The 23,793-nt window shown below is 33.5% G+C and carries 20 protein-coding genes; 11 read left to right on the forward strand and 9 right to left on the reverse strand.

All coding sequences use genetic code 11. From position 1 onward, the window contains the following. Positions 1-33: 33 nt before the first annotated feature. Together AC3ITQ_RS03020 and AC3ITQ_RS03025 are read right to left on the reverse strand one after the other, a co-directional pair. A complete protein-coding gene (locus AC3ITQ_RS03020) occupies positions 34-1,089 on the reverse strand; it encodes a helix-turn-helix domain-containing protein (RefSeq protein WP_489236756.1) in 1,056 nt (351 codons plus the stop codon). A gap of 45 nt (positions 1,090-1,134) precedes the next feature. Beyond that, the gene (locus tag AC3ITQ_RS03025) at positions 1,135-1,470 is read right to left on the reverse strand and encodes a helix-turn-helix transcriptional regulator (protein ID WP_489236757.1); all 336 of its coding nucleotides are present in this window, start codon (positions 1,468-1,470) and stop codon (positions 1,135-1,137) included. 180 nt (positions 1,471-1,650) lie between these two features. Between AC3ITQ_RS03025 and AC3ITQ_RS03030 the strand changes: the two genes are divergently transcribed. From AC3ITQ_RS03030 to AC3ITQ_RS03045, 4 genes are all read left to right on the forward strand, one after another. After that, positions 1,651-1,860 (forward strand): DUF5808 domain-containing protein, encoded by a 210-nt coding sequence (locus AC3ITQ_RS03030; RefSeq protein ID WP_489236758.1) that lies wholly within the window; start codon positions 1,651-1,653, stop codon positions 1,858-1,860. A 323-nt stretch (positions 1,861-2,183) separates the two neighbouring features. After that, entirely contained in the window at positions 2,184-5,615 is a 3,432-nt protein-coding gene (locus AC3ITQ_RS03035) for a DUF8818 domain-containing protein (protein ID WP_489236759.1), read from the forward strand. A gap of 63 nt (positions 5,616-5,678) precedes the next feature. Then, complete coding sequence (locus tag AC3ITQ_RS03040) at positions 5,679-6,299, forward strand: hypothetical protein (protein WP_489236760.1); 621 nt, start codon at positions 5,679-5,681, stop codon at positions 6,297-6,299. A 230-nt stretch (positions 6,300-6,529) separates the two neighbouring features. Continuing rightward, positions 6,530-7,600, forward strand: a complete 1,071-nt coding sequence (locus tag AC3ITQ_RS03045; RefSeq protein ID WP_489236761.1) for a glycosyltransferase — start codon at positions 6,530-6,532, stop codon at positions 7,598-7,600. Position 7,601: 1 nt separating this feature from the next. Here the strand turns inward: AC3ITQ_RS03045 and AC3ITQ_RS03050 are convergent, their stop codons facing one another. From AC3ITQ_RS03050 to AC3ITQ_RS03060, 3 genes are all read right to left on the reverse strand, one after another. Further along, the gene (locus tag AC3ITQ_RS03050) at positions 7,602-8,897 is read right to left on the reverse strand and encodes a porin (RefSeq protein ID WP_489238881.1); all 1,296 of its coding nucleotides are present in this window, start codon (positions 8,895-8,897) and stop codon (positions 7,602-7,604) included. 171 nt (positions 8,898-9,068) lie between these two features. Next, entirely contained in the window at positions 9,069-10,148 is a 1,080-nt protein-coding gene (locus tag AC3ITQ_RS03055) for a sensor histidine kinase (protein WP_489236762.1), read from the reverse strand. A gap of 221 nt (positions 10,149-10,369) precedes the next feature. Next, positions 10,370-11,053, reverse strand: coding sequence for a response regulator transcription factor (locus AC3ITQ_RS03060; protein ID WP_026983516.1), 684 nt, complete (start codon positions 11,051-11,053; stop codon positions 10,370-10,372). A gap of 233 nt (positions 11,054-11,286) precedes the next feature. On the opposite strand from AC3ITQ_RS03060, the gene AC3ITQ_RS03065 reads away from it, so the two are divergent. From AC3ITQ_RS03065 to AC3ITQ_RS03080, 4 genes are all read left to right on the forward strand, one after another. Then, complete coding sequence (locus tag AC3ITQ_RS03065; protein ID WP_489236763.1) at positions 11,287-14,073, forward strand: TonB-dependent receptor; 2,787 nt, start codon at positions 11,287-11,289, stop codon at positions 14,071-14,073. A 177-nt stretch (positions 14,074-14,250) separates the two neighbouring features. After that, complete coding sequence (locus tag AC3ITQ_RS03070) at positions 14,251-15,441, forward strand: hypothetical protein (RefSeq protein WP_489236764.1); 1,191 nt, start codon at positions 14,251-14,253, stop codon at positions 15,439-15,441. Between the two features lie 105 nt (positions 15,442-15,546). Then, positions 15,547-15,885, forward strand: a complete 339-nt coding sequence (locus AC3ITQ_RS03075) for a T9SS type A sorting domain-containing protein (RefSeq protein ID WP_072969701.1) — start codon at positions 15,547-15,549, stop codon at positions 15,883-15,885. Positions 15,886-15,976: 91 nt separating this feature from the next. Then, positions 15,977-16,957: a LuxE/PaaK family acyltransferase gene (locus tag AC3ITQ_RS03080; protein WP_489236765.1), complete on the forward strand. Its 981-nt coding sequence runs from the start codon at positions 15,977-15,979 to the stop codon at positions 16,955-16,957. Here the strand turns inward: AC3ITQ_RS03080 and tyrS are convergent, their stop codons facing one another. Beyond that, positions 16,958-18,253 carry a tyrosine--tRNA ligase gene (tyrS, locus tag AC3ITQ_RS03085; protein WP_489236766.1) on the reverse strand — a complete coding sequence of 432 codons (1,296 nt, stop codon included), beginning with the start codon at positions 18,251-18,253 and terminating at the stop codon, positions 16,958-16,960. A gap of 187 nt (positions 18,254-18,440) precedes the next feature. On the opposite strand from tyrS, the gene AC3ITQ_RS03090 reads away from it, so the two are divergent. After that, positions 18,441-19,439 (forward strand): NAD-dependent epimerase/dehydratase family protein, encoded by a 999-nt coding sequence (locus tag AC3ITQ_RS03090; RefSeq protein WP_489236767.1) that lies wholly within the window; start codon positions 18,441-18,443, stop codon positions 19,437-19,439. A gap of 5 nt (positions 19,440-19,444) precedes the next feature. Here AC3ITQ_RS03090 and AC3ITQ_RS03095 read toward each other — a convergent pair whose 3' ends face one another. The 3 genes from AC3ITQ_RS03095 to AC3ITQ_RS03105 are packed head-to-tail and all read right to left on the reverse strand — an operon-like array spanning position 19,445 to position 22,004. Further along, on the reverse strand, positions 19,445-19,918 hold the full coding sequence (locus AC3ITQ_RS03095; RefSeq protein WP_489236768.1) for a DUF4296 domain-containing protein: 474 nt from the start codon (positions 19,916-19,918) through the stop codon (positions 19,445-19,447). A 9-nt stretch (positions 19,919-19,927) separates the two neighbouring features. Continuing rightward, a complete protein-coding gene (locus AC3ITQ_RS03100; RefSeq protein ID WP_489236769.1) occupies positions 19,928-21,268 on the reverse strand; it encodes a dihydroorotase in 1,341 nt (446 codons plus the stop codon). Positions 21,269-21,278: 10 nt separating this feature from the next. Then, on the reverse strand, positions 21,279-22,004 hold the full coding sequence (locus tag AC3ITQ_RS03105) for a polyprenol monophosphomannose synthase (protein WP_026983525.1): 726 nt from the start codon (positions 22,002-22,004) through the stop codon (positions 21,279-21,281). A 105-nt stretch (positions 22,005-22,109) separates the two neighbouring features. On the opposite strand from AC3ITQ_RS03105, the gene AC3ITQ_RS03110 reads away from it, so the two are divergent. Beyond that, a complete protein-coding gene (locus tag AC3ITQ_RS03110; RefSeq protein ID WP_375033972.1) occupies positions 22,110-22,802 on the forward strand; it encodes a DUF4271 domain-containing protein in 693 nt (230 codons plus the stop codon). A gap of 14 nt (positions 22,803-22,816) precedes the next feature. Next, positions 22,817-23,566 carry a uroporphyrinogen-III synthase gene (locus AC3ITQ_RS03115; RefSeq protein ID WP_026983527.1) on the forward strand — a complete coding sequence of 250 codons (750 nt, stop codon included), beginning with the start codon at positions 22,817-22,819 and terminating at the stop codon, positions 23,564-23,566. Positions 23,567-23,793: the final 227 nt, after the last annotated feature.

The raw sequence follows: 23,793 nt of genomic DNA on the forward strand, positions 1-23,793 counted from the left end.
TACGGATTTATAAATCGCTACTCTGTTTAATAGTTATAAAACCTGCAATTGGTAGTTTAAAGGTGTTTTTCCTGTATGTTTTTTAAAAGCAGCAAAAAAAGCTGATTTAGAATTAAAACCTACATCATAACCTACAGCTTCTAAAGTAAATTTATCACTTGATTTAATAATTTCACAGGCTTCATTTATTCTGAACTCGTTGATAAAACTCGTAAAATTCTTCCCCAGATTATTATTTAAAAATTGAGAGAGTTGATGACTTGAAATGTTCACTTCTTTAGCCAAATCCTGTAAAGTTAGATTAGCGTTTTTAAACAATTCTTTCTCAGTCATTACATTTTCCAATTTTTGGGATAATATTGCTCCTTCTGCTGAATCTATTTTCTTACCGGAATACTTCTGATTATTCAAAAGAAACAAATCATCTGTTTTTTTTCGGTATAAAAGAATCGAAATAATTAGATACAGAATGAAAGAGAAAACCACGGCACCACTAATGTAAGTTGCTCCCGGAGCTCCCATTATTGACAGAAAGTAAAAAAGAAATAATAAAAAATTACCTAGAAAAAGCATTCCAAACCAAGTTTCTGCCGGAGTTGACTTGTGTTTTCTACTTATGATTTTTGCCAATATATCTTTGATCGCAAAACCTGAAAAAACAATGTACACAAACCATTGAAAATAAATAATTCTTATAAAATAACCACGCCAGAGTTCAGGGTATTCTTCATACGGAAATAAAATACCTACAGTAATAATAAGAATCGCCCAGAAAAGAAGTGTGAGTTTCCAGAGCTTCGGCATTATATTGATTTCTTCAATTGCCGATTTAAGAAAATAATACAAACACGGACCAATAAAAAAACAAGCTGTAAGTCCAAATTGCAGATACATTTTTGGCAAAGCCGAATCAAAATACACAAAAACCGATTTCCCAATTCGTATGCTTAGGGCGAATAAAAGTGCTCCAAGGAAATAATTGGTCAGGTACTTTTTCTTTGTAAAGAAGAAAAAATAAACACCTAAAATAATTCCGTTAAAAACTCCCAAAGCACTAAAAAAGAATAAAAGTTCCTTACCTGTATCCATAATATAAGTTTATTTTATCAGGACAAAGCTAAAAAAAATTATGGGCTATTCTTGTTTTTTATTCGCTTTCAAATCTTTAATTACCTTTTTCAGATGCTTTATTCGTTCTTCGTATTGCTCAATTATATTATCTGATATTTGAGTAGTACCATCAGAAGAAGGAATTTCTTTTTGATTTTTTTCCCTTTTCAATAACTCTTCTGGAGTTATATCAAAAATTTTGCAGATTCTAAAAATATGATTTGCCCACGAACCACTTTCACCACTTTCCATTCTGGCATAAGCCGATTGTGACATATGGAGATAATCTGCCGCTTCTTCTTGGGACATATCTTTATTTTTTCTCAATAATTTGAGTTTATTTCCTATTAGACTATTCATAATTCCGTTGTTTACCTTTCAAAACAATAGAGGACACTTTTATAAATATATACTCACAAAAAATAATTTATTTTTAAAAAGAAAAAAACACAAATAGCACATTTTACCCGATAATCGCATAATATAAACGTTTACAAAACTGTAATTTAGCCTTATTAGGAATACTTTAGAAGTTAAACCATGAATTTTAATAACGACCCCGAAAATCTGGACAAATGGCAAAACGATCCGGACAACTGGATCTGGGGATTTTTTTATTATAACCCTGAAGATAGCCGACTTTTTCCTCCTAAGAGAATCAAACAATTAGGATGGACGATTAACTTTGCCAATCCAAATTCGGTATTTTTAGTCATCGTCATAATTGCCATCGCTTTTATTTTTTCATAAATGTCAAATAAGTAAGCCACTGTCATTCCTGAAAACATGAAATTATATCTTTTAAAATATAGTGTTGCAATTCTTTTCTGCACCTACTTAGCTTACTTTTTTTACCATTCCAGTCACGATACCAATAATATTAAAATGATAATTTCAATTATTCTGACGGTTTCATTTTTTATTTTAATGATAAATCAAATAAGGAATACCAGATAATTTTTGGTTTGGCATTTCATTTTTACAAATAGTATTCCTTTCTAAAGAGCGAAACTATACATCCAAAATTTCCCAATTATAAATACTACTTTTGGCTTTTTAGAGTTAAAGTATTTATGTTGAAAAAATTACTGTTTTTAACGGTTATTCTCTGGTTTTCTGGACTTCATGCCCAGGAAACAGAATCAGCGTATAAAACCAAAAAAGTAATAGCAACCCGCGATACTATTCATCTTGAAGAATTCAGTATTAATTCAGGTTTTTTTCAGCTTTTGAATACCAAAAACGAACCTATTGATTCAACCTTTTATAAAATTGATTTCCAAAAAGGAACTCTACTTTTAAACGAAAAATTTTCATCAACTTCAGATACTTTAATTGTTAATTACCTAAAATATCCAGATTTCTTAACCAAAGAATATGGTCTTTATAAGGAAAGCCAGGTAGTTAGTAATGACGTTGGAACGGAAAAATTGTATAAAATAGAAAATCCAAACGCGAAAAAAGTCACTCCGTTTGATGGCTTGAATACCTCCGGAAGTATTACACGCGGCGTCACGATCGGTAACAACCAAAATACTGTTTTAAACTCCAATCTTGATCTTCAGATTACCGGAAAGATATCAGACAAAGTCAGTTTACGAGCTTCACTTCAGGATAGCAATATTCCGCTGCAGGATGGCGGATATTCACAAAAACTGGATCAGTTTGATAATATTTTCATGGAACTCTTTAGCGATGACTGGAACATACGCGCAGGCGATGTTTTTTTAGAAAACAGAAAAACGCAATTTTTAAGTTTCAATAAAAAGGTGCAGGGGCTTTCAACCAGTTTTAATTTTGGGAATGACGAAAGTAAAACCAACGTTTTTGCATCGGTTGCTTTTGTAAAAGGACAATATGCTAAAAGTACTTTTACTGGACAGGAAGGCAATCAGGGTCCTTATAAATTAAAAGGACAAAATGGAGAATTATATGTTTTAGTTATTTCCGGTTCGGAACGCGTTTACGTTAATGGTGTCTTATTAAAACGTGGTGAAAACAATGATTATGTGATTGATTATAATGCTGGGGAAATTGTGTTTACTTCCCTTTTTACAATCACGTCTGAAATGAGAATTAATGTTGAGTATCAATATTCAGAACGAAATTACAATCGATTAGTAACCTACGCCGGCGCAACACATGAAAACAAAAGCTGGAGTTTTGGAGGTTATTTATATTCTGAAAATGATTTAAAAAATCAGCCTTTACAACAGAATCTTTCACCAGAACAGGTACAAATTTTAAGTCAGGCGGGAGACGATCCCACACTTATGACTGCACCATCTGCTTATGTGGACAAATATGCCGATAACAAAATTCTGTACAGGAAAACATTGGTCAATTCAGTTGAAATTTATGAATATTCCAGCGATTCTAATGAGGTTTTATATAATGTAAAGTTTAGTCTTGTGGGAAATAATCTTGGGAATTACATCATTCAAAACAGTAATACAGTCGAACGAATCTTCGAATATATTGCTCCTGTTGATGGAATTCCACAAGGAAATTATGAACCAATCGTACAATTGGTTTCGCCAATAAAAATTCAGGTTGCTACTTTTTTAGGAAAATACAATCCTGACGAAAAAACCAATGTTGATTTTGAAATTGCAATGAGCAACAACGATAAAAATTTATTTTCTGGTATTGACGATGCAAATAACGATGGAATTGCGCTTAAAACCAACATCAAAAAACGGCTTTTTACACGAACCTGGACTTTAGACGGATTTGCAAATTATCAATTCGTACAGGAAGATTTTAGATCTGTGGAGCGTTTGTATAATATTGAATTTAACCGTGACTGGAATTTAAACACTACTCTTTTTGGAAATCAAAGTCTGTTGGTAACCGGTTTGAATTTTAATTTGTTTGCTAAAAAAGAAACTTCGAATATTGGATTATTTAGCTATCAATTCGAAAAGTTAGACTATACCGAAAGTTATTCGGGAGCACGACATACTACAACCGCATTTTTTAAGTTAAACAAATGGACTATCGAAAATCAGGGTAGTTTTTTGAATTCTGATGCCACGACGTCAACATCGAAATTCATTAGAAATCAAGCCAAAACCAAATATCATTTTGGAAAAAACTGGATTGGAGGCAGCTTTCAAATTGAAGACAATCAGGAAAAAGATAAGGTTACCAATCAGTTTTCGGCTTTGAGCCAAAGATTTTCAGAATATGGTGCTTTTATTGGTCGTGGTGATAGTACGAAAGTTTTTGCTGAGATTGGTTTTTTACAGCGACGCAACGACAGTTTACAAAATGGATTATTGCAGCATGTAAACAATTCGCAAACATATTATTTCCGATCAAAATTGATTCAGAACAAAACAACAGATTTAGCTGTTTATGCAAGTTACAGAACTTTAGATTTTACGGACGCTACTCGAAAAAATGAACCTTCGTTAAATTCGAGAATTCTATACACTGACCGTTTTTTTAATCAGTTGATGCAACTTGGAACGGCCTACGAAACGAGTTCAGGAACTATTGCGCAACAGGAATTCACTTATATTGAAGTTCCAACCGGCCAGGGCGTTTATACCTGGAACGATTATAATGGTAACGGAATTCAGGAATTGGAAGAGTTTGAAATTGCCCAATTTTCGGATCAGGCCAGATTTATCAGGATCTTTTTACCAAATCAGGTTTACATCAAAACCAATCAAAATAAATTTTCACAATCTGTGGCTTTGAATCCTTTGCAATGGCAAAATGAAGAAGGACTTAAAAAGTTTGCTTCCTATTTTTACAATCAGACTTCCTTTATCATGGATCGAAAAGTAAAAAGTGAAGGCGAGCGTTTAGAACTGAATCCGTTTGCTTCTTCTGAAGAAAACATTTTGGGATTAAATTCGAGTTTCAGAAACAGTTTATTTTACAATAGAGGTAAACAGAAACATTCAGTTACGTATTCCTATCTGGTCAATAAAGGAAAAAATTTGCTTTCAGTTGGCTCACAAACGGTCACAAACAACTCGCACCAATTGCAATACACACATTTATATCAAAAAAGCTGGCTGTTTAATTTCTTTACCAAAACCATTAAAACCGATTTGGTTTCAGAAGATTTTGTCGAAAAAAACTACGATTTAAAAGGGTATCAATTGGCACCAAAAATCAGTTATTTGTTTTCAAAAAACACGAGTTTAGATTTCTTTTATGAATTTCAGAACAAAGAAAATCAGATTGGAAATTTAGAAACTTTGCGCCAAAACCGGCTTGGAACATCCTTTTCTTATGCAGGTGAAAAAAAAGTTACGGTAAATGGAGAGTTTTCTTTCTATGAAAATAAATTTGATGGAAATGAATTTTCATCCGTAGGTTTTCAAATGTTGGAAGGACTTCAGGCTGGGCAAAACTTAGTATGGAAATTGCTTTTGCAGAAAAACATTACGCAATTTTTGGACGTAAATTTAAACTATCAAGGCCGTAAAAGCGAGACTGGGACAACAGTTCATACAGGAAACATCCAGCTTCGTGCTTATTTTTAATGCTTTACGAAAAAGCTACTGATAAATTGATTAATTTTAATTGAATTTTAAACTCTTAACCTCATGAAAAAATTATTTTTACTTTGTTTTTTAGTTGTTTTGTCTGGTAATTTTTATGCTCAGGAAACTGCAACCACAACAAAAGCCAAGAGTGAAGCAACGGCTAAAAAGAAAAAAGCTGATGCAGATAAAGCAGCAGCCGATGCAAAAAAAGAATCAACAAAAGCTAAAAAATCGGCAGATGATGCAACTGCGGCAGCATCAAAAGCTAAAAAAGAATCAGCAACCTCCACTAAAAAAACAGCAGATAAAGAAGCTGCAAAAGCAAAAAAATCAGCAGATGACGCAACTGTAGCGGCATCAAAAGCTAAAAAAGAAGCAGCAAGTTCTACTAAAAAAACAACAGACAAAGAAGCAGCAAAAGCAAAAAGCAGTGCTGATAAAGCCAAAACTAGTGCAGCCACTGCCAATGCAGCATCAAAATCTGCTAAAAAAGAGGCAACCGCAACTAAAAAAACAGCTTCAAAAACAGCTAGTAAAACTTTAAAAGAAACGAACGAAAAAGCACCATCTGTACCGGACAAGGTTACGGGAGAATACAATGGCAAAAAAGTATACACAGGCCCAAGAGGTGGAAAATACTACATTAATAAAAATGGAAATAAGACCTATATTCAGGATTAGAGGAAGGTTCAGAGGTACTAAGGTGCTAAGGCTCTGAGATGCTGAGATTGTGAGATACAAAACTTTGAAGCCGAACTTATGTTCGGCTTTTTTATTTGTCAAACCTTAGTCCCTCAGCTGCTTAGCAACTTAGAACCTTAAATAAAATATACAGTTAATAATTTAGTAATGTGTGCGAAATACCATAAAAAACATATTTCTTTATCTTCGTTTTTAAAAAGCGTTAAACTATGAGCATTGACTACTCTGCGAACAAAACAATTTTAGTTGCTCCGTTAAACTGGGGATTAGGCCATGCCACTAGATGCATCCCGATTATAAAAGCGCTTCAGGAAAATAATTTTATTCCGATTATAGCTTCTGATGGAGTTGCGCTTGCGTTACTTCGAAAAGAATTTCCTTACATACAAACCTTAGAATTACCTTCTTACCATATTGAATATGCTAAAAATGGTAAAAATTTCAAATGGAAACTGATTAAGAATCTTCCGAAAATGATTACAGCCATTTTGGATGAGAAAAAAATAGTGAATTCCTGGATTAAGAAACACGGAATTGACGGTATTATCTCAGACAATCGTTTGGGAGTTTTTAGCCGAAGAATTCCATCTGTTTTTATGACACATCAATTGAATGTGATGACTGGAAACACCACTTGGTTTACCAGTAAATGTCATCAGCATATTATTAAAAAATATACCGAATGCTGGGTTCCTGATACCAATGAAGGCGCCAATCTTACTGGTGAATTAGGACATTTAAAAAATACTGACCTGAACTTAAAATATATTGGTCCGTTAAGCAGAATGCGTCAAAAGGAAACGCCGAAAGTATACGATTTAATGGTTATTTTGTCCGGACCAGAGCCTCAACGTACTTATCTGGACGAAAAATTACAAAAGGAAATTGTAAACTTTAATGGCAAAGTTGTTTTTGTACAGGGAATTGTGGAGAAAACACAAAACAAATGGCAAGCCGGAAACGTTACCTATTATAATTTCATGAACTCAAAACAACTGGAACAAACTTTTAATGAGAGTGAGTTTGTGCTGTGCCGTTCTGGTTATACAACAGTAATGGATTTGGCAAAATTGGGTAAAAAAGCTTTTTTTATCCCGACTCCGGGACAATATGAGCAGGAATATCTGGCGATTAAACTTCAGGAAGAGAATTTAGTACCTTACGCAATGCAAGACGACTTTACCATTGAAGATCTTTCAAAAGTAAAGTCGTTTAAAGGTTTGTCTCAATTTAAAAATGAAATCGATTGGGACAAGTTATTTTCTGTTTTCGAAGACTAGTTTAGAAATTAAACTGCGCTTGTAAACGCAATAAATTTCCTTCTTGTCTGTTAATAGGGCGCGCACTGTCTTCAAAAGTTCTGTCGGCGATAACATATTCTGCAGTTAATTCAAATGCTTTGATTGGTTGCCATTCGATACCAAATTGGTAATCTCTCACGACGTAACTTCTGGCATCTTTTTCATATTTTTTGCCTCCATCATAATATTGAAATTGGGCATAGGGATAAATATGCTGTTTTTTGATATCCCATTTATAATTCAGTAAAACATACCCTCCATTCAAACTAGATACATCAACTGTTTTTGTTGCAGTATTATATCGGGGGCCTTTACCAATATTATATTCGGTTTGGATTCCGAAAGGTTTTGGATACAAAACAAAAGTTGCACCTACTCTTTCATCCTTTACGTATTTTGGATTATTGACAGTAACGCCTGTAGAAATTTCGTCTGTAAAAGCCCACTTTCCATCATAAGCCTGAATACCAGGTTCAATAATCTGACTTCCAATCACAAAAGGATAACTTACTCTTGCCACAACATTCAAATCTCTGTTGGCATCAATTTTATTGGCGATTTGTCCATTATAAACTCCAAAGGCAAAAACTCCAAAATCGCCTGAGCCTTTATAACCATCTTTTACTAGCATTTCAAAACGTTGTCTGATTTCTGCTGGGGCCCAATAAAAAATGACCCCCAAATCACGTTCATTTGCTATTGAACTGTTTATTCCATCAGCACGGTCTAAAGTTAAACGTTGAGAACTAGACTGCATGTTTATGAATCCATACGGAATTTTACTTTGCCCTACACGAACACGATATTCCCTTTTCTTATCAAAAGAAAGATCAAAATATAAATCACGAATTTGAACGAAATTTTGGATTCCAGTTACTGGTGAACTGGCAAAATCAGGTTGGAAATAAAAGAAAACATTAGGATGAACCTGTCCTGAAAACACTAAACGAGCGCGACGAATAAAGAGTCCGTTGTTTGCTTTTGCGTCTGGAGCGGTTGATGTTGTTCCCCAAGATCTGTCACATTGGTCGCAAGCAACTTTATCGTTTGTCGAAAACAAACCATTGTAACGAATTTGAGCATAACCTCTTAAAGAAATTTTATCGTACCAATGTTCTTCGATCCCACCTCCAGATTTAGTTTCCGGAAGTTTTGCTTTATTTATAGAATCAAGAAGTCGAACTACTTCTTTTTTTACATCTTCTTTACTTAATTCTTGTGCATTTGAGACACAAGTCAATAACAGTAAAATTGCTAAAAGTTTTATTTTCATTATTTCTTTTTTCTTTGACACTCAATTTCGGGTGCAAAGATGTAACCATCTATGTTAAGAAATCATTAACAGGATGTTACCATTATGAGAATATTTGTTTCGAAATAGTTAGGCAATTATTACTGAGATCAATATGTCATATTCTACGCGACTTTATGTTGATTGAAGTTACAATTATTTAACCTCCGCTTTTATTGTTTTATTCGCTTTTTCTAGTGTAAAAGAGAATTCTGAGCCAATTCCGAACTCACTTTCTACATAAACTTTCTCTTTGTGCGCTTCAATAATGTGTTTTACAATCGCTAAACCTAAACCAGAACCACCTTCAGATCGGGTTCCGCTTTTATCTACTCTGTAAAAACGTTCAAAAAGTCTTGGGATATTTTGTTTTTCAACGCCTTCACCATTATCACTAATACGGATTAGGACTTTTTTCTTGGTTAAATTCACAACACCCACTTCGGTCAGACCACCGTCTTTTCCGTATTTAATGGAGTTCACAATCAAATTCTCGAGAACTTGCTGAATTCTGTCCTGATCCCCTCGAATAATAACTGATTTTACATTTCGGCTTTCAAAAGCCAGTTTGATTTTCTTTTTGTCCGCTTTCATTTCTAACAGATCAAAAACATTCTGAATCAATTCTACAATATCAAAATCGGTTATGTTCAAATCCAGATCACCGGATTCTAGTTTGGTAATCATATCTAAATCTTCGACAATATAGATAAGACGCTCAACTCCTTTTTCGGCACGTTTTAAATATTTTTTTCGGATGTTTTTATCGTCCATAGCGCCATCCAATAAAGTAGAAACATAACCCTGAACAGTAAACAAAGGGGTTTTAAGTTCATGCGAAACATTTCCTAAAAACTCTCTCCTGTACTGCTCACGAATTTCGAGCATTTCGATTTCCAGTTTTTTATCGGTTGCAAACTTTTTCACTTCTCGTGAAAGCGTTTCCATATCCGTAGTAATTGGCTGATTGATTAATGTAGTGGATTCTAATAAAGAAACCTCATCGTAGATTTTTTTCACTCTTCTATAGATGAAGCGTTCTACACGATATTGAAGAACCAAAAAAGAGAAAATATAAATTGACAAAATAAAAATTATTCCAAAAGCGATCTGATGATTCAATTGGCCTTTATAAAATAACGACATTAACATCAGTACGAATGCAGTAGCAAAAAGGCTTATGTATAATGCCGATTTTACAGCAAACTTGTATGTTTTTTTAAAATTAATTTTCATTGAAATATTTGATAACCATTTATAAATTATTCTTTTCACCATATAAGAAATATAAGCTCATTTAAAAGTAAAGCTTATTTCTGTGAATCAAATAAGAATTTTAAAAAAGTCAATCTTTATCAAAATTTAATTTTGACAAAGATTGACTTTGATTACAAAAGTAGAGACCATAATTAAAATGAATTTATATCACTTATATGGTTTAAATTTAAATTGAAGATTTAGACTTCAAATTTGTACCCTACTCCTTTTATTGTTTTAAAAAGATCTTCTCCAATCTTTTCACGTAGTTTTCTAATGTGAACATCGATTGTTCTTCCTCCTACAACTACTTCGTTACCCCAAACTTTATCAAGGATTTCATCTCTTTTAAAAACTTTTCCGGGTTTTGAAGCTAATAAGTAGAACAATTCGAATTCTTTTCTTGGCAAAGCGATTTCGACATTACCTTTAATGATCTTATATTCTTCACGGTTAATTTCGATGCCGCCAACGTTTAAGGTATCGCTAACCACTTCTTGTTCTTTTAACCTTCTTAACAAAGCCTTTACTTTGCTGACCAATAATTTTGGTTTTATTGGCTTGGTAATATAATCATCCGCACCTGCATCAAAACCAGCAACTTGAGAATAATCTTCACTTCTGGCTGTTAAAAATGTTATGATAACATTATTTAATTCAGGAATTTTTCTGATGTGTTCACAGGCTTCCATTCCGTCCATTTCAGCCATCATCACATCCATAATAATTAAGTCCGGCAATTCTTTTTGAGCTTTTGCTATGGCGTCTTTTCCATTTGAAGCTGTTACAATTTGATAGCCTTCCTGAGCAAGGTTATAGCCTACAATTTCCAGGATATCCGGTTCATCGTCAACTAATAAGATCTTGGTTTGTGTTTTTTTCATAAAATAGCAAAAATTGAGTTTTTTTCATCAAATTCTATTCTTCTAAATCCGATGATTTTTAATTGCGATGGTAAATATAACAATAAATCAACGGTTAAAAATTCGTGTTAACGGTAATTTAATTTGGTAACAATTTGATAATCTTCAAGGAACAAAAACATAACAAGTAGCTAACATGAACTTTACAGTACGGTCATTTCTTTGCACAAAAATAAATTAAACACAACACTGAAATGAAATTCAATTTAAAATTTCTATTATTCACATTATTTATCTGTACGATTTCAATCGCACAAAACAAAGGTACAATTTCTGGCTTATTAACAGACAAAGAATCTAACAATCAGCCTTTACCATTTGCAAATGTCCTTCTTAAAGGAACTAACATTAGCGCTAACACAGACATTGACGGAAAATATTCGTTAAGCGTAAATCCTGGAACTTATACTATTATTTTTAGCTTCATAGGATATGAATCTGTAGAAAAACCTGTAACTGTTAAAGCAAATGAAACTGTTACTTTAGACCAGGTCCTTTCTTCAGGAGGTTATACTCTTAAAGATGTTGTAGTAAAAAACACTAGCAGTAGAGAAAAAGAAACTGCCTTATTACTAGACCAAAAAAACGCTGTTGTTATCAAACAAAGTATTGGTGCACAAGAGATGTCTAGAAAAGGAGTAAGTGATGTTGAAGATGGATTAACTAAAGTTACCGGAATCACAAAAGTTGACGGTAGAGGTTTATTTATCAGAGGACTTGAGGATCGCTACAACAATTTATTGGTAAATGATTTACAAACGCCTTCGAACAGTCCTTTCAAAAAAATAATTCCATTAGATTTATTTCCAACTGACATTGTAGGAGTTTTAAATATCTATAAAACATTTAATCCAAATATTTCAGGTGATTTTGCAGGAGCTACTGTTAATATCGAAACCAGCCAGCCAAAAAACATTACTAAATTGAATGTTGGATTTGGATATACTACAAACAATAATTTAAAGAAATTCCTTCTATCGGATGATGCCAATACAACTGAAGGAACTTTTGGACTTTTAGGAAATAAAAGAGAACTTCCATCTGTTTTTGGATCAGTTCCTAGTGGTATAAAATTATCTCCGGATCAATACCATAATGCCTATGGAGATAAAAACTGGGATGTTGATGAAACTGCCAGTCCGTTAAATTCTAGTATTGGCTTTTTACATTCGCAAAAATTTAGTCTTGAAAAAGAAAGAAACATAAGTTACATCATCTCGGTTAACTTTGACAATAAATATATTTTTAGAGAAGGAGTTGAAAGAACTTTTAACCTTGGTCAGGGTAATTACGACAACAACTTATATAACACAACATATGCTTACCAAACAACGTTTTCTGGTTTAGCGGGTTTAAAATATAAAACAAATCGTTTGAACCTGAACTTCAACACCTTGTTTATTCAGGCTACTGAAAGCAAAATCCAGGATCAGTTAGGTTACACTAACAGTTTGGCAAACGTAACCAACAATCTTATCAGAATGAATCAATTTGAAGAATCTCAATATTGGAATACGCAATTATTTGGTGATTACAAATTGACTGAAGACGGAAAACAAACTATTAAAGCAGGGGGTTCATACGTAAAAACGGGTTTCCAACAGCCTGACAGAAAATTTATTACAGGTTCAAAACTGAATGATGATGAGATCAATATGTCTTATGGAGGTAACAACTTAAACCGTCAGTATTTAGATGTAAGTGGAAACTTTTATTTCTCGGCTCTTGCAGAGTACAGCCTTAAATTTGGTGACAAAGAAAAGATGAACAATCTTACTGTAGGATATAACAATTTCATCAATGACATGGAATCAAGCTACCGTTTTTTCTCTGGAAGAAAGAATATAGAGAAAAATTATACTGCCAACCTAAATACAATTAGTTCTGAAATTAATCAGGATATCGATAACGGGATTTTGTACGTACAGGAAGAATCTAACGGAGATTACAAAGTAAAATTAAATCAGTTCGTTAATGCTGGTTACCTTAATTTATATTGGACATTTGGCGAAAAATTTGATTTAAATGCTGGATTAAGAGCTGAAAGTTCAACCCGCGAAATTAAATACAGACAATTAGGAGACCCTTTTGGAAGCCCTTACAGAACTAAAAATGACGACAAGCTGGATTTCCTACCATCTTTAAACAGTAAATATGCTTTAAACGAAAACAGCAATCTACGTGCTTCTTTAAGCAAAACTATCACAAGACCAGTTGCAATGGAATTACTTCCGATCAACTACATCAATGCTGATGGAACTTCTGAAAGTGGAAATTCAGATTTATTAGACAGCGACAACTACAATGTTGATTTCAAATACGAATTATTTCCTAATAGTAAAGAAGTTTTTGCTATTGGCGCATTCGGAAAAATGATTGAGAATCCAATCGAAAGAGTTTTTAAACCAACTGCTAATAGTGGTGGCCAGATCACAACCTTCAAAAATTCTGAGCAAGCTATAATTTACGGTGCTGAACTGGAAATGAGTTTACAATTAAGCAGAATTAATGAATCACTATCTAACTTTACTTTCGGATTCAATACTTCTGTAATGAGTACTGATGTTAAGATTGATTTAACACAACAAGGAAACGAGCTTGAAAACAGCACTCATCGTAAACTTCAGGGAGCTTCAAACTGGATTATAAACAGTGACCTTAAGTATGACTTTAAATTAAACAATGACTGGAAAAACTCGATGACGTTAGTTTATAATGTTTATGGAGACAGAATCTTCGCTGTAGGTTCTTCAGGAATGGATCACATTTATGAAAAATCATTTAGCAAATTAGATTTTATCTGGACAAGTAATCTTTCAAAAAATATCGAATTAAAATTTAGTGCAGAAAATTTACTGAATCCTTACTATAAAAAAGAATTAGGAAAAGACAGTACTATAGATATTACTGAAAGTTCATTAATCGTTCGTGATTATAAAAAAGGAGTTGGATTTTCTGTTAATCTTGGATACACATTTTAATAAAAACAAAAAAGAGTCGTAAGGCTCTTTTTTGTTTTTAGCACGTAACATAAAATTTACATACAGCTAATTGTTATATAATACTTTAGTAACAATTAGCTAACTAAATTTAGAAACCTCAATAGTACTTTTGAATCAAATAAATAACACAAAAAAATAATTTTAAAATCATTAAAAATGAAAAAATTAGTCTTAAGTCTTTCTCTAATAAGCTTGATTTTCGCAAGTTGTTCTTCTAGCGACGATGATGTTGTAACGCCTCCAGCTACTGGTTCAGGTGAAATTACAGGAGATATTACAGCTTCAAAAACTTTTATCAAAGGAACATATACCCTAAGTGGTACAGTAAGAATAAAAAGTGGTGTAACATTAACATTTGACGCAGGATCTACAATCACTGCTGATGCAACTAACGGTTCAGATGCTTTATTAGTTGAAAAAGGTGGTATTTTAAACATTGCAGGTACTGCAGCAGAACCAGTTGTTTTTACAGAAAAATCTAAAACTGCAGGTTCATGGGGTGGAATAATTATGTTTGGTGATGCTCCAATCGTTTCAGGAAAAACTGCTGATGGAACACCGATAACTACTGCTACTTCAGAAGATGGAACAAACATCGTTTATGGTGGTTCTAATCCTACTCACAGCAGTGGTTCATTAAAATATGTTCGTGTAGAATATGCTGGAAAAAAGATTCTTGATGGAAATTCAGAAATGAATGGTTTTTCATTTTACGCAGTAGGTTCAGGAACAGTTTTAGAAAACTTAGTTGCTTACAAAGGTGCTGATGATGGTTTCGAATTTTACGGAGGAACTGTAAGTGCTAAAAACTTAATTTCTTACGGAAACACAGATGATTCGTTTGACTGGCAAGATGGATGGCAAGGCCAGGCTAACACTAACTGGTATGCTTACCAAGTTGGTGCTGGAAATTTCGGAATGGAAATCGAAGCAAAAAGCGTAAACAATTTGTTTTTTCCTAAAGTTTCTAACATTACTTTAAGAAGAGCTGCTGGAACAACAACTGAAGCTTCAGGTTCTGTAGAATATGATGCAATCCAATTCAAAAAAGAAGGAAACGGTGAATATTCAAATGTTGTAATATCAGGATATACTACAACAGGATCTGTTGCAGTAAGAATTCAGGAAGCTGCTACAAATACAAATCAGGTTGCTGGTGGAAAAATAAAAATGTTAAACGTAAAAGTTGCTGAAGCTGCAACTCCTTTAACAGGAACTGGTGCTGCAGGATTTACAGTAGCTTTCCCTACAGGAAACTTCACAACAAGTACAACTGCAACTGGAGCTGCTTTAACTCCTGGAGCGTGGGCAATCGTTGACGGTGTTAACTTATTAGAAAAGCTATAGTCATCACAATCAAAATGTTAAAAACATCCTAAATATTTAGGATGTTTTTTTTTGGCGTAATTTTTGAAAACTTTTTTGTATATTTACTGTAACCAAAATTACGCGATGGCAAAAAACTACTTTTATATTACATTCTTATTGGCATTTTTCTTTACTGTAAGTGTTTCAGCACAAGACAGTAAGCAATTACCAAAACCTCAAGAGCCCACAACTATTGAGGGTCTAAGCTTGTACCCTAATCCAGTGACAAACGGAAAGGTTTATATCTCTTCTAAAAATGATTTAGAAAAAGAGGTGATCGTTTTTGATGTTTTAGGAAAAAAAGTAATCCAAACCCATTTGTCTTCAAAAGAATTAAACGTTTCTGATTTGGTTCCCGGCGTTTATATCATCAAAATATACGAACAAGATGCCTCTGCAACCCGAAAGCTCATTATTCGGTAAAACATAAAAAAACAAAGCTCCAAAATAAACATTGGAGCTTTTTTATTGTCTTTACTTCTTCCAATTATTAATATCTTTGCACAAAAAAGTTTTGATTACAGCCAACGATATCTTTACCATTTCAAGTCAGAAACAATTTGAAAAAATAGCACTAAAAGTGTTTCGTTTTCAGCACGAGAATAATAAGGTATATCGTGATTTCTGTGATTTTTTAAAAGTGAATCCACAACAGGTAAAATCACTGGAACAAATTCCGTTTTTACCGATACAGTTTTTCAAAAGCCACGAAGTAGTTTCCAATTCAGATTCTCCTCAGGTTACTTTTACCAGCAGCGGTACAACCGGAATGATCACCAGCCGACATTTAGTGACCGATGTTTCCCTATATGAAGAAAGCTACCGAAAAGGATTCTCGCAGTTTTATGGCAATATCGAAGATTACGTTGTTTTAGCCCTTTTGCCGTCTTATTTGGAACGCGACGGTTCTTCGTTAATTTATATGGTCGAAGACCTAATAAAACTATCCAATCAGGCCGAGAGTGGGTTTTATTTGCACAATCACGATGACCTGATTAAAAAACTAACCGCTTTAGATGAATCCGGGCAAAATGTGATTTTGATTGGTGTTACCTACGCTTTGTTAGATTTGATTGAAAAACATCAATTCAACCTTCAAAATACCATTATCATGGAAACCGGAGGAATGAAAGGAAAACGTAAAGAAATGATTCGTGAAGAATTACACGAACAGCTTTGCAAAGGTTTTGGTGTTTCTTCTATTCATTCCGAATATGGAATGACAGAACTTTTGGCACAAGCCTATTCTTTAGGTGAAGGTATTTTCGAATGTCCGTCCTGGATGCATATTTTAGTTCGCGATCCCGAAGATGCCCTCACTTACGTGAATGACGGAAAAACCGGCGGAATTAATGTTATTGATTTGGCCAATATCAATTCATGCTCTTTTATTGCCACGCAGGATTTGGGCAAAAAATATCCCAACAACTCTTTCGAGGTATTGGGACGTTTTGATAATTCTGATATTCGTGGTTGTAACTTAATGGTTTTGTAATTAAACCACTCTAATCACAAAATAGTTTTTCTTCCCACTTTGCAACAACACAAACTGATTGTTGATTAAATCATTTGCTGTTAGAACAAAATCTTCTTTGATTTTTTCTCTGTTTACAGATATTGAATTTGCTGTTAAAGCACGTCTCGCTTCTCCGTTTGATTTAAAGAAACCTGTTTTTTCATTTAAAACAGTAACAATATCCAAACCATGTTCAAGATCAGCTTTTGCAATTTCTGCCTGAGGAACTCCGTCAAAAACTTCTAAAAAAGTAGCCTCATCCAATTGTTTCAAATCTTCTGAAGTTGAGTTTCCAAATAAAATATTCGAAGCCTGAATCGCTTTTTCTAATTCTTCTTTACTGTGAACAAAAATCGTGATTTCTTCAGCCAGTTTCTTTTGCAATACTCTTAAATGTGGAGCCGCTTTGTGCTCTTCGATTAAAGTGTCAATTGTTTCTTTGTCTAAGAAAGTAAAGATTTTAATATATTTTTCAGCATCAACATCTGTTGCGTTTACCCAAAATTGGTAGAATTTATAAACTGAAGTTTTATCAGCATCCAACCAAACATTTCCACCTTCAGATTTTCCGAATTTAGATCCGTCAGCTTTTGTAATTAACGGTGTTGTTAAGGCGAATGCTTTTGCATTTTCCCCACCCATTCTACGTACTAATTCTGTTCCTGTGGTAATATTACCCCATTGATCAGAACCTCCCATTTGCAAAAGGCAGCCATTGTTTTTATATAAATGGTAAAAATCGTAACCCTGAATCAATTGGTAGGTGAATTCTGTGAAAGACATTCCTTCCCCTTCTCCACTTAATCTCTTTTTTACAGAATCCTTCGCCATCATATAATTCACTGTGATACGTTTTCCAACTTCACGGGCAAAATCAATAAACGAGAATTCTTTCATCCAGTCATAGTTATTTACCATAACCGGAGCATTTGCTTCTTTTGAATTAAAGTCTAAGAAACGAGACAAAACACTTTTGATTCCAGCTACGTTTTTAGCCAAAGTTTCTTCGTTCAGTAAATTTCTTTCGTCAGATTTTCCAGATGGATCACCAATCATTCCGGTCGCACCACCAACTAGAGCAATTGCTTTATGACCAGTTCTGTTTAAGTGTACCAATAAAATAATCTGAACCATACTACCAATATGTAGTGAATCTGCCGTTGGATCAAAACCAATATACGCCGTAGTTACTTCCTTTAGCAATTGTTCTTCCGTTCCTGGCATGCTATCATGATATAACCCGCGCCACTTTAATTCTTCAACTAGATTCTTCATTTTTAAAATAATTTGTGCAAATGTAAACAATGTCAATATCAATATCAAAAAACAATTTCAATGTAATTGCCACAAAGGCCCTAAGACACAAAGAAGAATTGCAAAAATTTAAAACTTTGGTGCAAAATGAAAAAACTTTGTGCCTTTGCGCCTTTGTGGCAAAAAAGCAAAAACTTATCTTTACAAAATGGTATTAGTAACTGGAGGAACAGGTTTAGTTGGTGCGCATTTATTACTTCATTTAATTGAAAACGGAGAAAATGTCCGTGCAATTTACCGCACCCCAAATAACATTCAGAAAACAAAATCGGTTTTTGAACTTTATGAAAAAACTGATTTATTTGAAAAAATTAATTGGCTTGAAGCCGATATTTTAGACGTTCCTTCTCTCGAAATTGCTTTTATTGATATTGAATTCGTCTACCATTGCGCCGCTTTCATTTCATTTGATCCAAAAGATGAAGATATACTGCGAAAGACCAATATTGAAGGAACTGCTAATATGGTCAATTTCTCTCTTGCCAAAGGAATCAAGAAATTCTGTTATGTTAGCTCGATTGCCGCTTTAGGAGATTTGGCTCCGCATGAAACTTATATTACCGAAGAAACAGATTGGAACCCCGAAAAACCACACAGCGATTATGCCATTTCTAAATATGGTGCCGAGATGGAAGTTTGGCGAGCTGTTCAGGAAGGTTTAGATATTATTATAATAAATCCAGGTGTAATTTTAGGACCAATTGCAACAACAAGAATTTTTCTTGAGGGCAGCAATGAACTGTATCGGAAAGTCGCTGGTGGGCTTCCGTTTTACACATTAGGGAACACTGGCTTTATAACAGTAAATGATGTAGTTAGAATTGCTTTTGAATTAATGAAAAGCGACATCAAAAATGAACGTTTTACTTTAATTGCCGATAATATTGTTTTCAGAGATATCCTAAATACAATTGCTGATACTTTAAAAGTAAAAAAACCAACTATTCACGCAACACCAATATTCATGAATTTCCTTTGGATAGCTGACGGAATATTTTCAACTTTATTTTTTCAAAAAAGACGCATGACCAAAGCAACCGCAAAAGCTTCTTATTCTAAAAATCCCTATTCAAATGAAAAAATAAAAACCGCTCTGGGAACGGTTTTTCTGGATGTTCATCAATATATAAAAGATTCGAAGTTGTAAAAAAACTATCTTATCTGTCTTGTCCTTCTTATTGAATCAATATTTATACGTCTTGAAGGTTTTTTTATAGAATCGTTTACATTCGTTTTTACTTTAGGCTTTTTAGCAGCAGCTTTCGCAGCTTTCTTTTCTTCAATTTTCACAATTGAATCGGCTGCCCTCTGCTGTACCGCTAAACGTTTACTAATTTCGTCAAACATATCTTTATAGGTATCATAATCAGCTGCATAATAAATATTACTTTGTGCAAACTGCAAACTATCAACCTTATATTTTTTTAAAATAAATTTCTTCGGATCGGCATCAATAGAATCTAAAGACAATGGATTTTGGTATTTCATTGCATCCAAAAGAGACAAATCATACATAATATCAACCATTTTCTCTTTCTCAATAAGTCGTTTTGGTTCTTTAACCAATTCTTTTTTACAACTTACAGAAAGAAACAATACCAATATTATAAATACAAAATTCTTCATTTATCTTTTTTATCTGTCAAACAATAATCTTTTTCCGGCGCGGATGTCTTTTACTTTGAAATTATTATAAACCATTTCTCCGTTTACAAAAGTATGGGTGATTCTCGATTTAAAAGTAAAATTTTCAAACGGTGACCAACCACATTTATACAAAATATTCTCCGGTTTCACACTCCATGGCAAACTCGGATTCACGATTACCAAATCGGCAAAATAACCTTCTTTGATAAAACCTCTTTTTTCAATTTTGAATATTTTAGCCGGATTATGGCACATTTTCTCCACGATTTTTTCTACTGTAATTTTCCCCTGATGATGCGCTTCAAACATAGCAACAACAGCATGTTGTACTAACGGACCTCCAGATGGGGCTTTTAAATACGACTGCATTTTTTCTTCTTTGGTATGAGGCGCGTGATCTGTTGCAATAACATCGATTCGTCCATCATTCAAAGCTTTCCAAAGTTCAGCACGATCTTCAGCGGTTTTAACAGCCGGATTCCATTTAATGAAATTTCCTTTTGTTTTGTAATCTTCATCGGTAAACCAAAGATGATGTACACAAACCTCAGCCGTAATTTTTTTATCTTCTAATGGAATTTTATTCGTGAACAACTCCATTTCTTTCGCCGTTGAAAGATGAAAAATATGAAGTCTTGCTCCTGTTTTTTTCGCCAAAGCAACAGCCTTAGAAGACGAAATATAACAAGCTTCCGCACTACGGATTAAATGATGCGCCGTTACCGGAATATCATCACCATATTGTTCTTTGTATTCAGCAAGATTATTTTGAATTGTAGTTTCATCTTCACAATGAACCGCAATTAACATTGGTGTACTTGAGAAAATTTTCTCTAAAGTTTCTTCTTTATCAACCAGCATATTTCCGGTAGAAGAACCAAGAAATATTTTAATCCCGGCAACATTTTTTGGATTCGTTTTTAAAACTTCTTCCAAATTATCATTGGTTGCGCCCATCATAAACGAATAATTCGCAAATGATTTTTCGGAAGCAATCACGTATTTATCTTCAAGAATTTCCTGAGTAACGGCATTTGGAACTGTATTTGGCTGTTCGATGAAAGAAGTAATTCCTCCCGCAACTGCCGCTCTTGATTCTGATTCTATATCTCCTTTGTGTGTTAATCCCGGTTCTCTAAAGTGAACCTGATCATCAATTGCACCCGGAATTAAATAACTTCCTTCGGCATCTATAACTTTACAATCAGATGTTTTTAGGCTGATGCTATCTGAAATTTCAACTATTAAGTCGTTTTCGATCAATACATCACCTTCAAAAATTGATCCTTCGTTTACAATTTTAGCATTTTTGATTAAAATCCTGTTCATCGCCCTGGCTTTATAATGTATTGAATAATTTTTTTAATCGAAGAGAAATTACTCCAAGTATAGCTTCTTTGATAATGGCATTGCTCATTTTTGAAACTCCTTTAGTCCGATCCGTAAAAATAATCGGAACTTCTGTTATTTCAAATTTACCACAATATGTTCGATATTTCATTTCGATTTGAAAAGCATATCCAACAAATTTAATTTTGTTCAGATTTATCTTCTCTAAAACCTCTCTTTTATAACAAACAAAACCTGCAGTTGCATCATGAATTTTCATTCCGGTAATGAATTTCACATAAACCGAAGCAAAATAAGACATTAGCACTCGGCTTAGCGGCCAGTTTACCACATTCACGCCCGTTACGTAACGCGATCCAATAGCTAATGATGCACCTCCAAAATGACAGGCGTCATACAATTTTTCAAGATCATTGGGGTTGTGGGAAAAATCGGCATCCATTTCAAAAATAAAATCATAATTCCGTTCCAAAGCCCATTTGAAACCATGAACATAAGCTGTTCCTAAACCTGATTTTTTGGCTCTTTTTTCTAAAAACAATCTTCCAGGATATTCTTCCTGTAATGCAATCACTTTATTGGCAGTGAAATCTGGTGAATTATCATCAATAATTAGAAGATGAAAAGGTTTATGTTGCGAAAGAACAGCTCTAACTATACTTTCAATATTTTCGATTTCGTTGTAAGTGGGAATTATGACAATACAATCATTCATTTTTCTCGGTAATTTCACCGCAAAAGTAAACTTTTTATAGCATTTGATTCATAATAAATATATAATAAAAGTATTGAGACAAAAAATTACTAATTTTGTGTCGTTATGATTGAACAACTTACTCCCAGAATTCTAGAAAACAAAGATTGGGCAACACTTTTATTTGTGGTGACCTTTGCCGTTGTTGCAATGACAAAATCAGCTTACGAAACCAGATTCAGCGAATTCAGTAAGCTTATTTTTTCGGATAAATACGCAAAAATTTATCGTGACAATAACAATTTAAAAAGCAGTTTTACCATTGGCCTGTTTTTCGTTCAGGTTATTTCGTTTGCTTTTTTCATTCAGCTTACGATGCATATTTTTTCACAGGATCCAAAAACCGGAACTTATAGTATATTAAAAACCGACTGGATTTTATTCATTCAGATCGCAACCTTTTTACTTTATTTCATTCTTGCGAAGTATTTAATTGAGAAAATTGTAGCAACTTCTTTCAATATTGATGACTTTGCAGACCTTTTTAACTTACAAAAAGTGACCTATAGAACCTATATTGGAGTTTTAATTCTGCCAATTAATGCTGTTTTGTTCTATTATGAGAATATTCCCAAAATTATTCCGCTAGCAATAATAGGCGTTTCGCTGTGTCTAAGCCTCTACTCGTATTTTATTTCGATTAAAACATATCAAAATGTAATAATCGGCAAGTTATTTTATTTTATTTTATATCTTTGCGCTCTTGAAATAGCCCCTTATTATTTTCTCTATTATTGGATTACAAAAGGGAGTGCTTAGAAAATGTTTATAATATGAAAGTGAAAACAATTTTGGTGTCACAGCCTGAACCTAAAGTGGAGAATTCTCCTTACTTTGAGCTCCAACAAAAACACAAAATAAAAATTGATTTCAGACCATTTATTCATGTGGAAGGGGTTAGCGCAAAAGAGATTCGATTGCAAAAAATCGATCTTAATCATTACACTGCGATCATTTTAACAAGTCGAAATGCTGTAGATCATTTTTTTAGAGTGGCTGATGAAATGCGTTACAAAGTTCCAGAAGGATTGAAGTATTTTTGTCAATCTGAAGCTGTTGCATTTTATCTGCAAAAGTATGTAGTGTACAGAAAGCGTAAAATTTACGTAGGAGCAAAAGATTTTGCGGACTTATCCCCTCTTATTAAAAAATACAAGGATGAAAAATTCTTGTTACCAGCTTCTGATCAATTGAATGCAGATGCACCTGTTACCTTAAACAACTTAAAAGTAGATTGGGCACAAGCTATTTTTTACAAAACGGTAATGAGTGACTTATCTGATTTGGCTGATGTTTATTATGACGTTTTAGCGTTTTTTAGTCCAACCGGAATTAAATCATTATTTAAAAATTTCCCGGACTTTAAACAAAACAATACCAGAATTGCTGTTTTTGGAAGCACAACTCAAAAAGAAGCTTTAGATCATGGTTTAAGAATTGATATTCTTGCTCCAACACCTGAAACACCTTCTATGACAATGGCTTTAGAAAAATACATTAGTGAAGCAAACAAAGGGAAATAATCCTTTTACAAAATAAAATTCTAAATTATAAATTCCAAATTCCAACTTCTGTTGGGATTTGGAATTTTTTTTAACTGCAGCCTAAACAAACACAACTGCTAATGTCCCATCACTGTTAATCATTAGAGCACCCACGGTTGAAACCGTGGGCTATATCATACAATTGATCTCTAATAGCATTCTCATAAGATCAGATCTGCGTCTTAAATTTCAGATTCATCTTAACA

The organism is Flavobacterium sp. KH_001 (assembly GCF_057840745.1).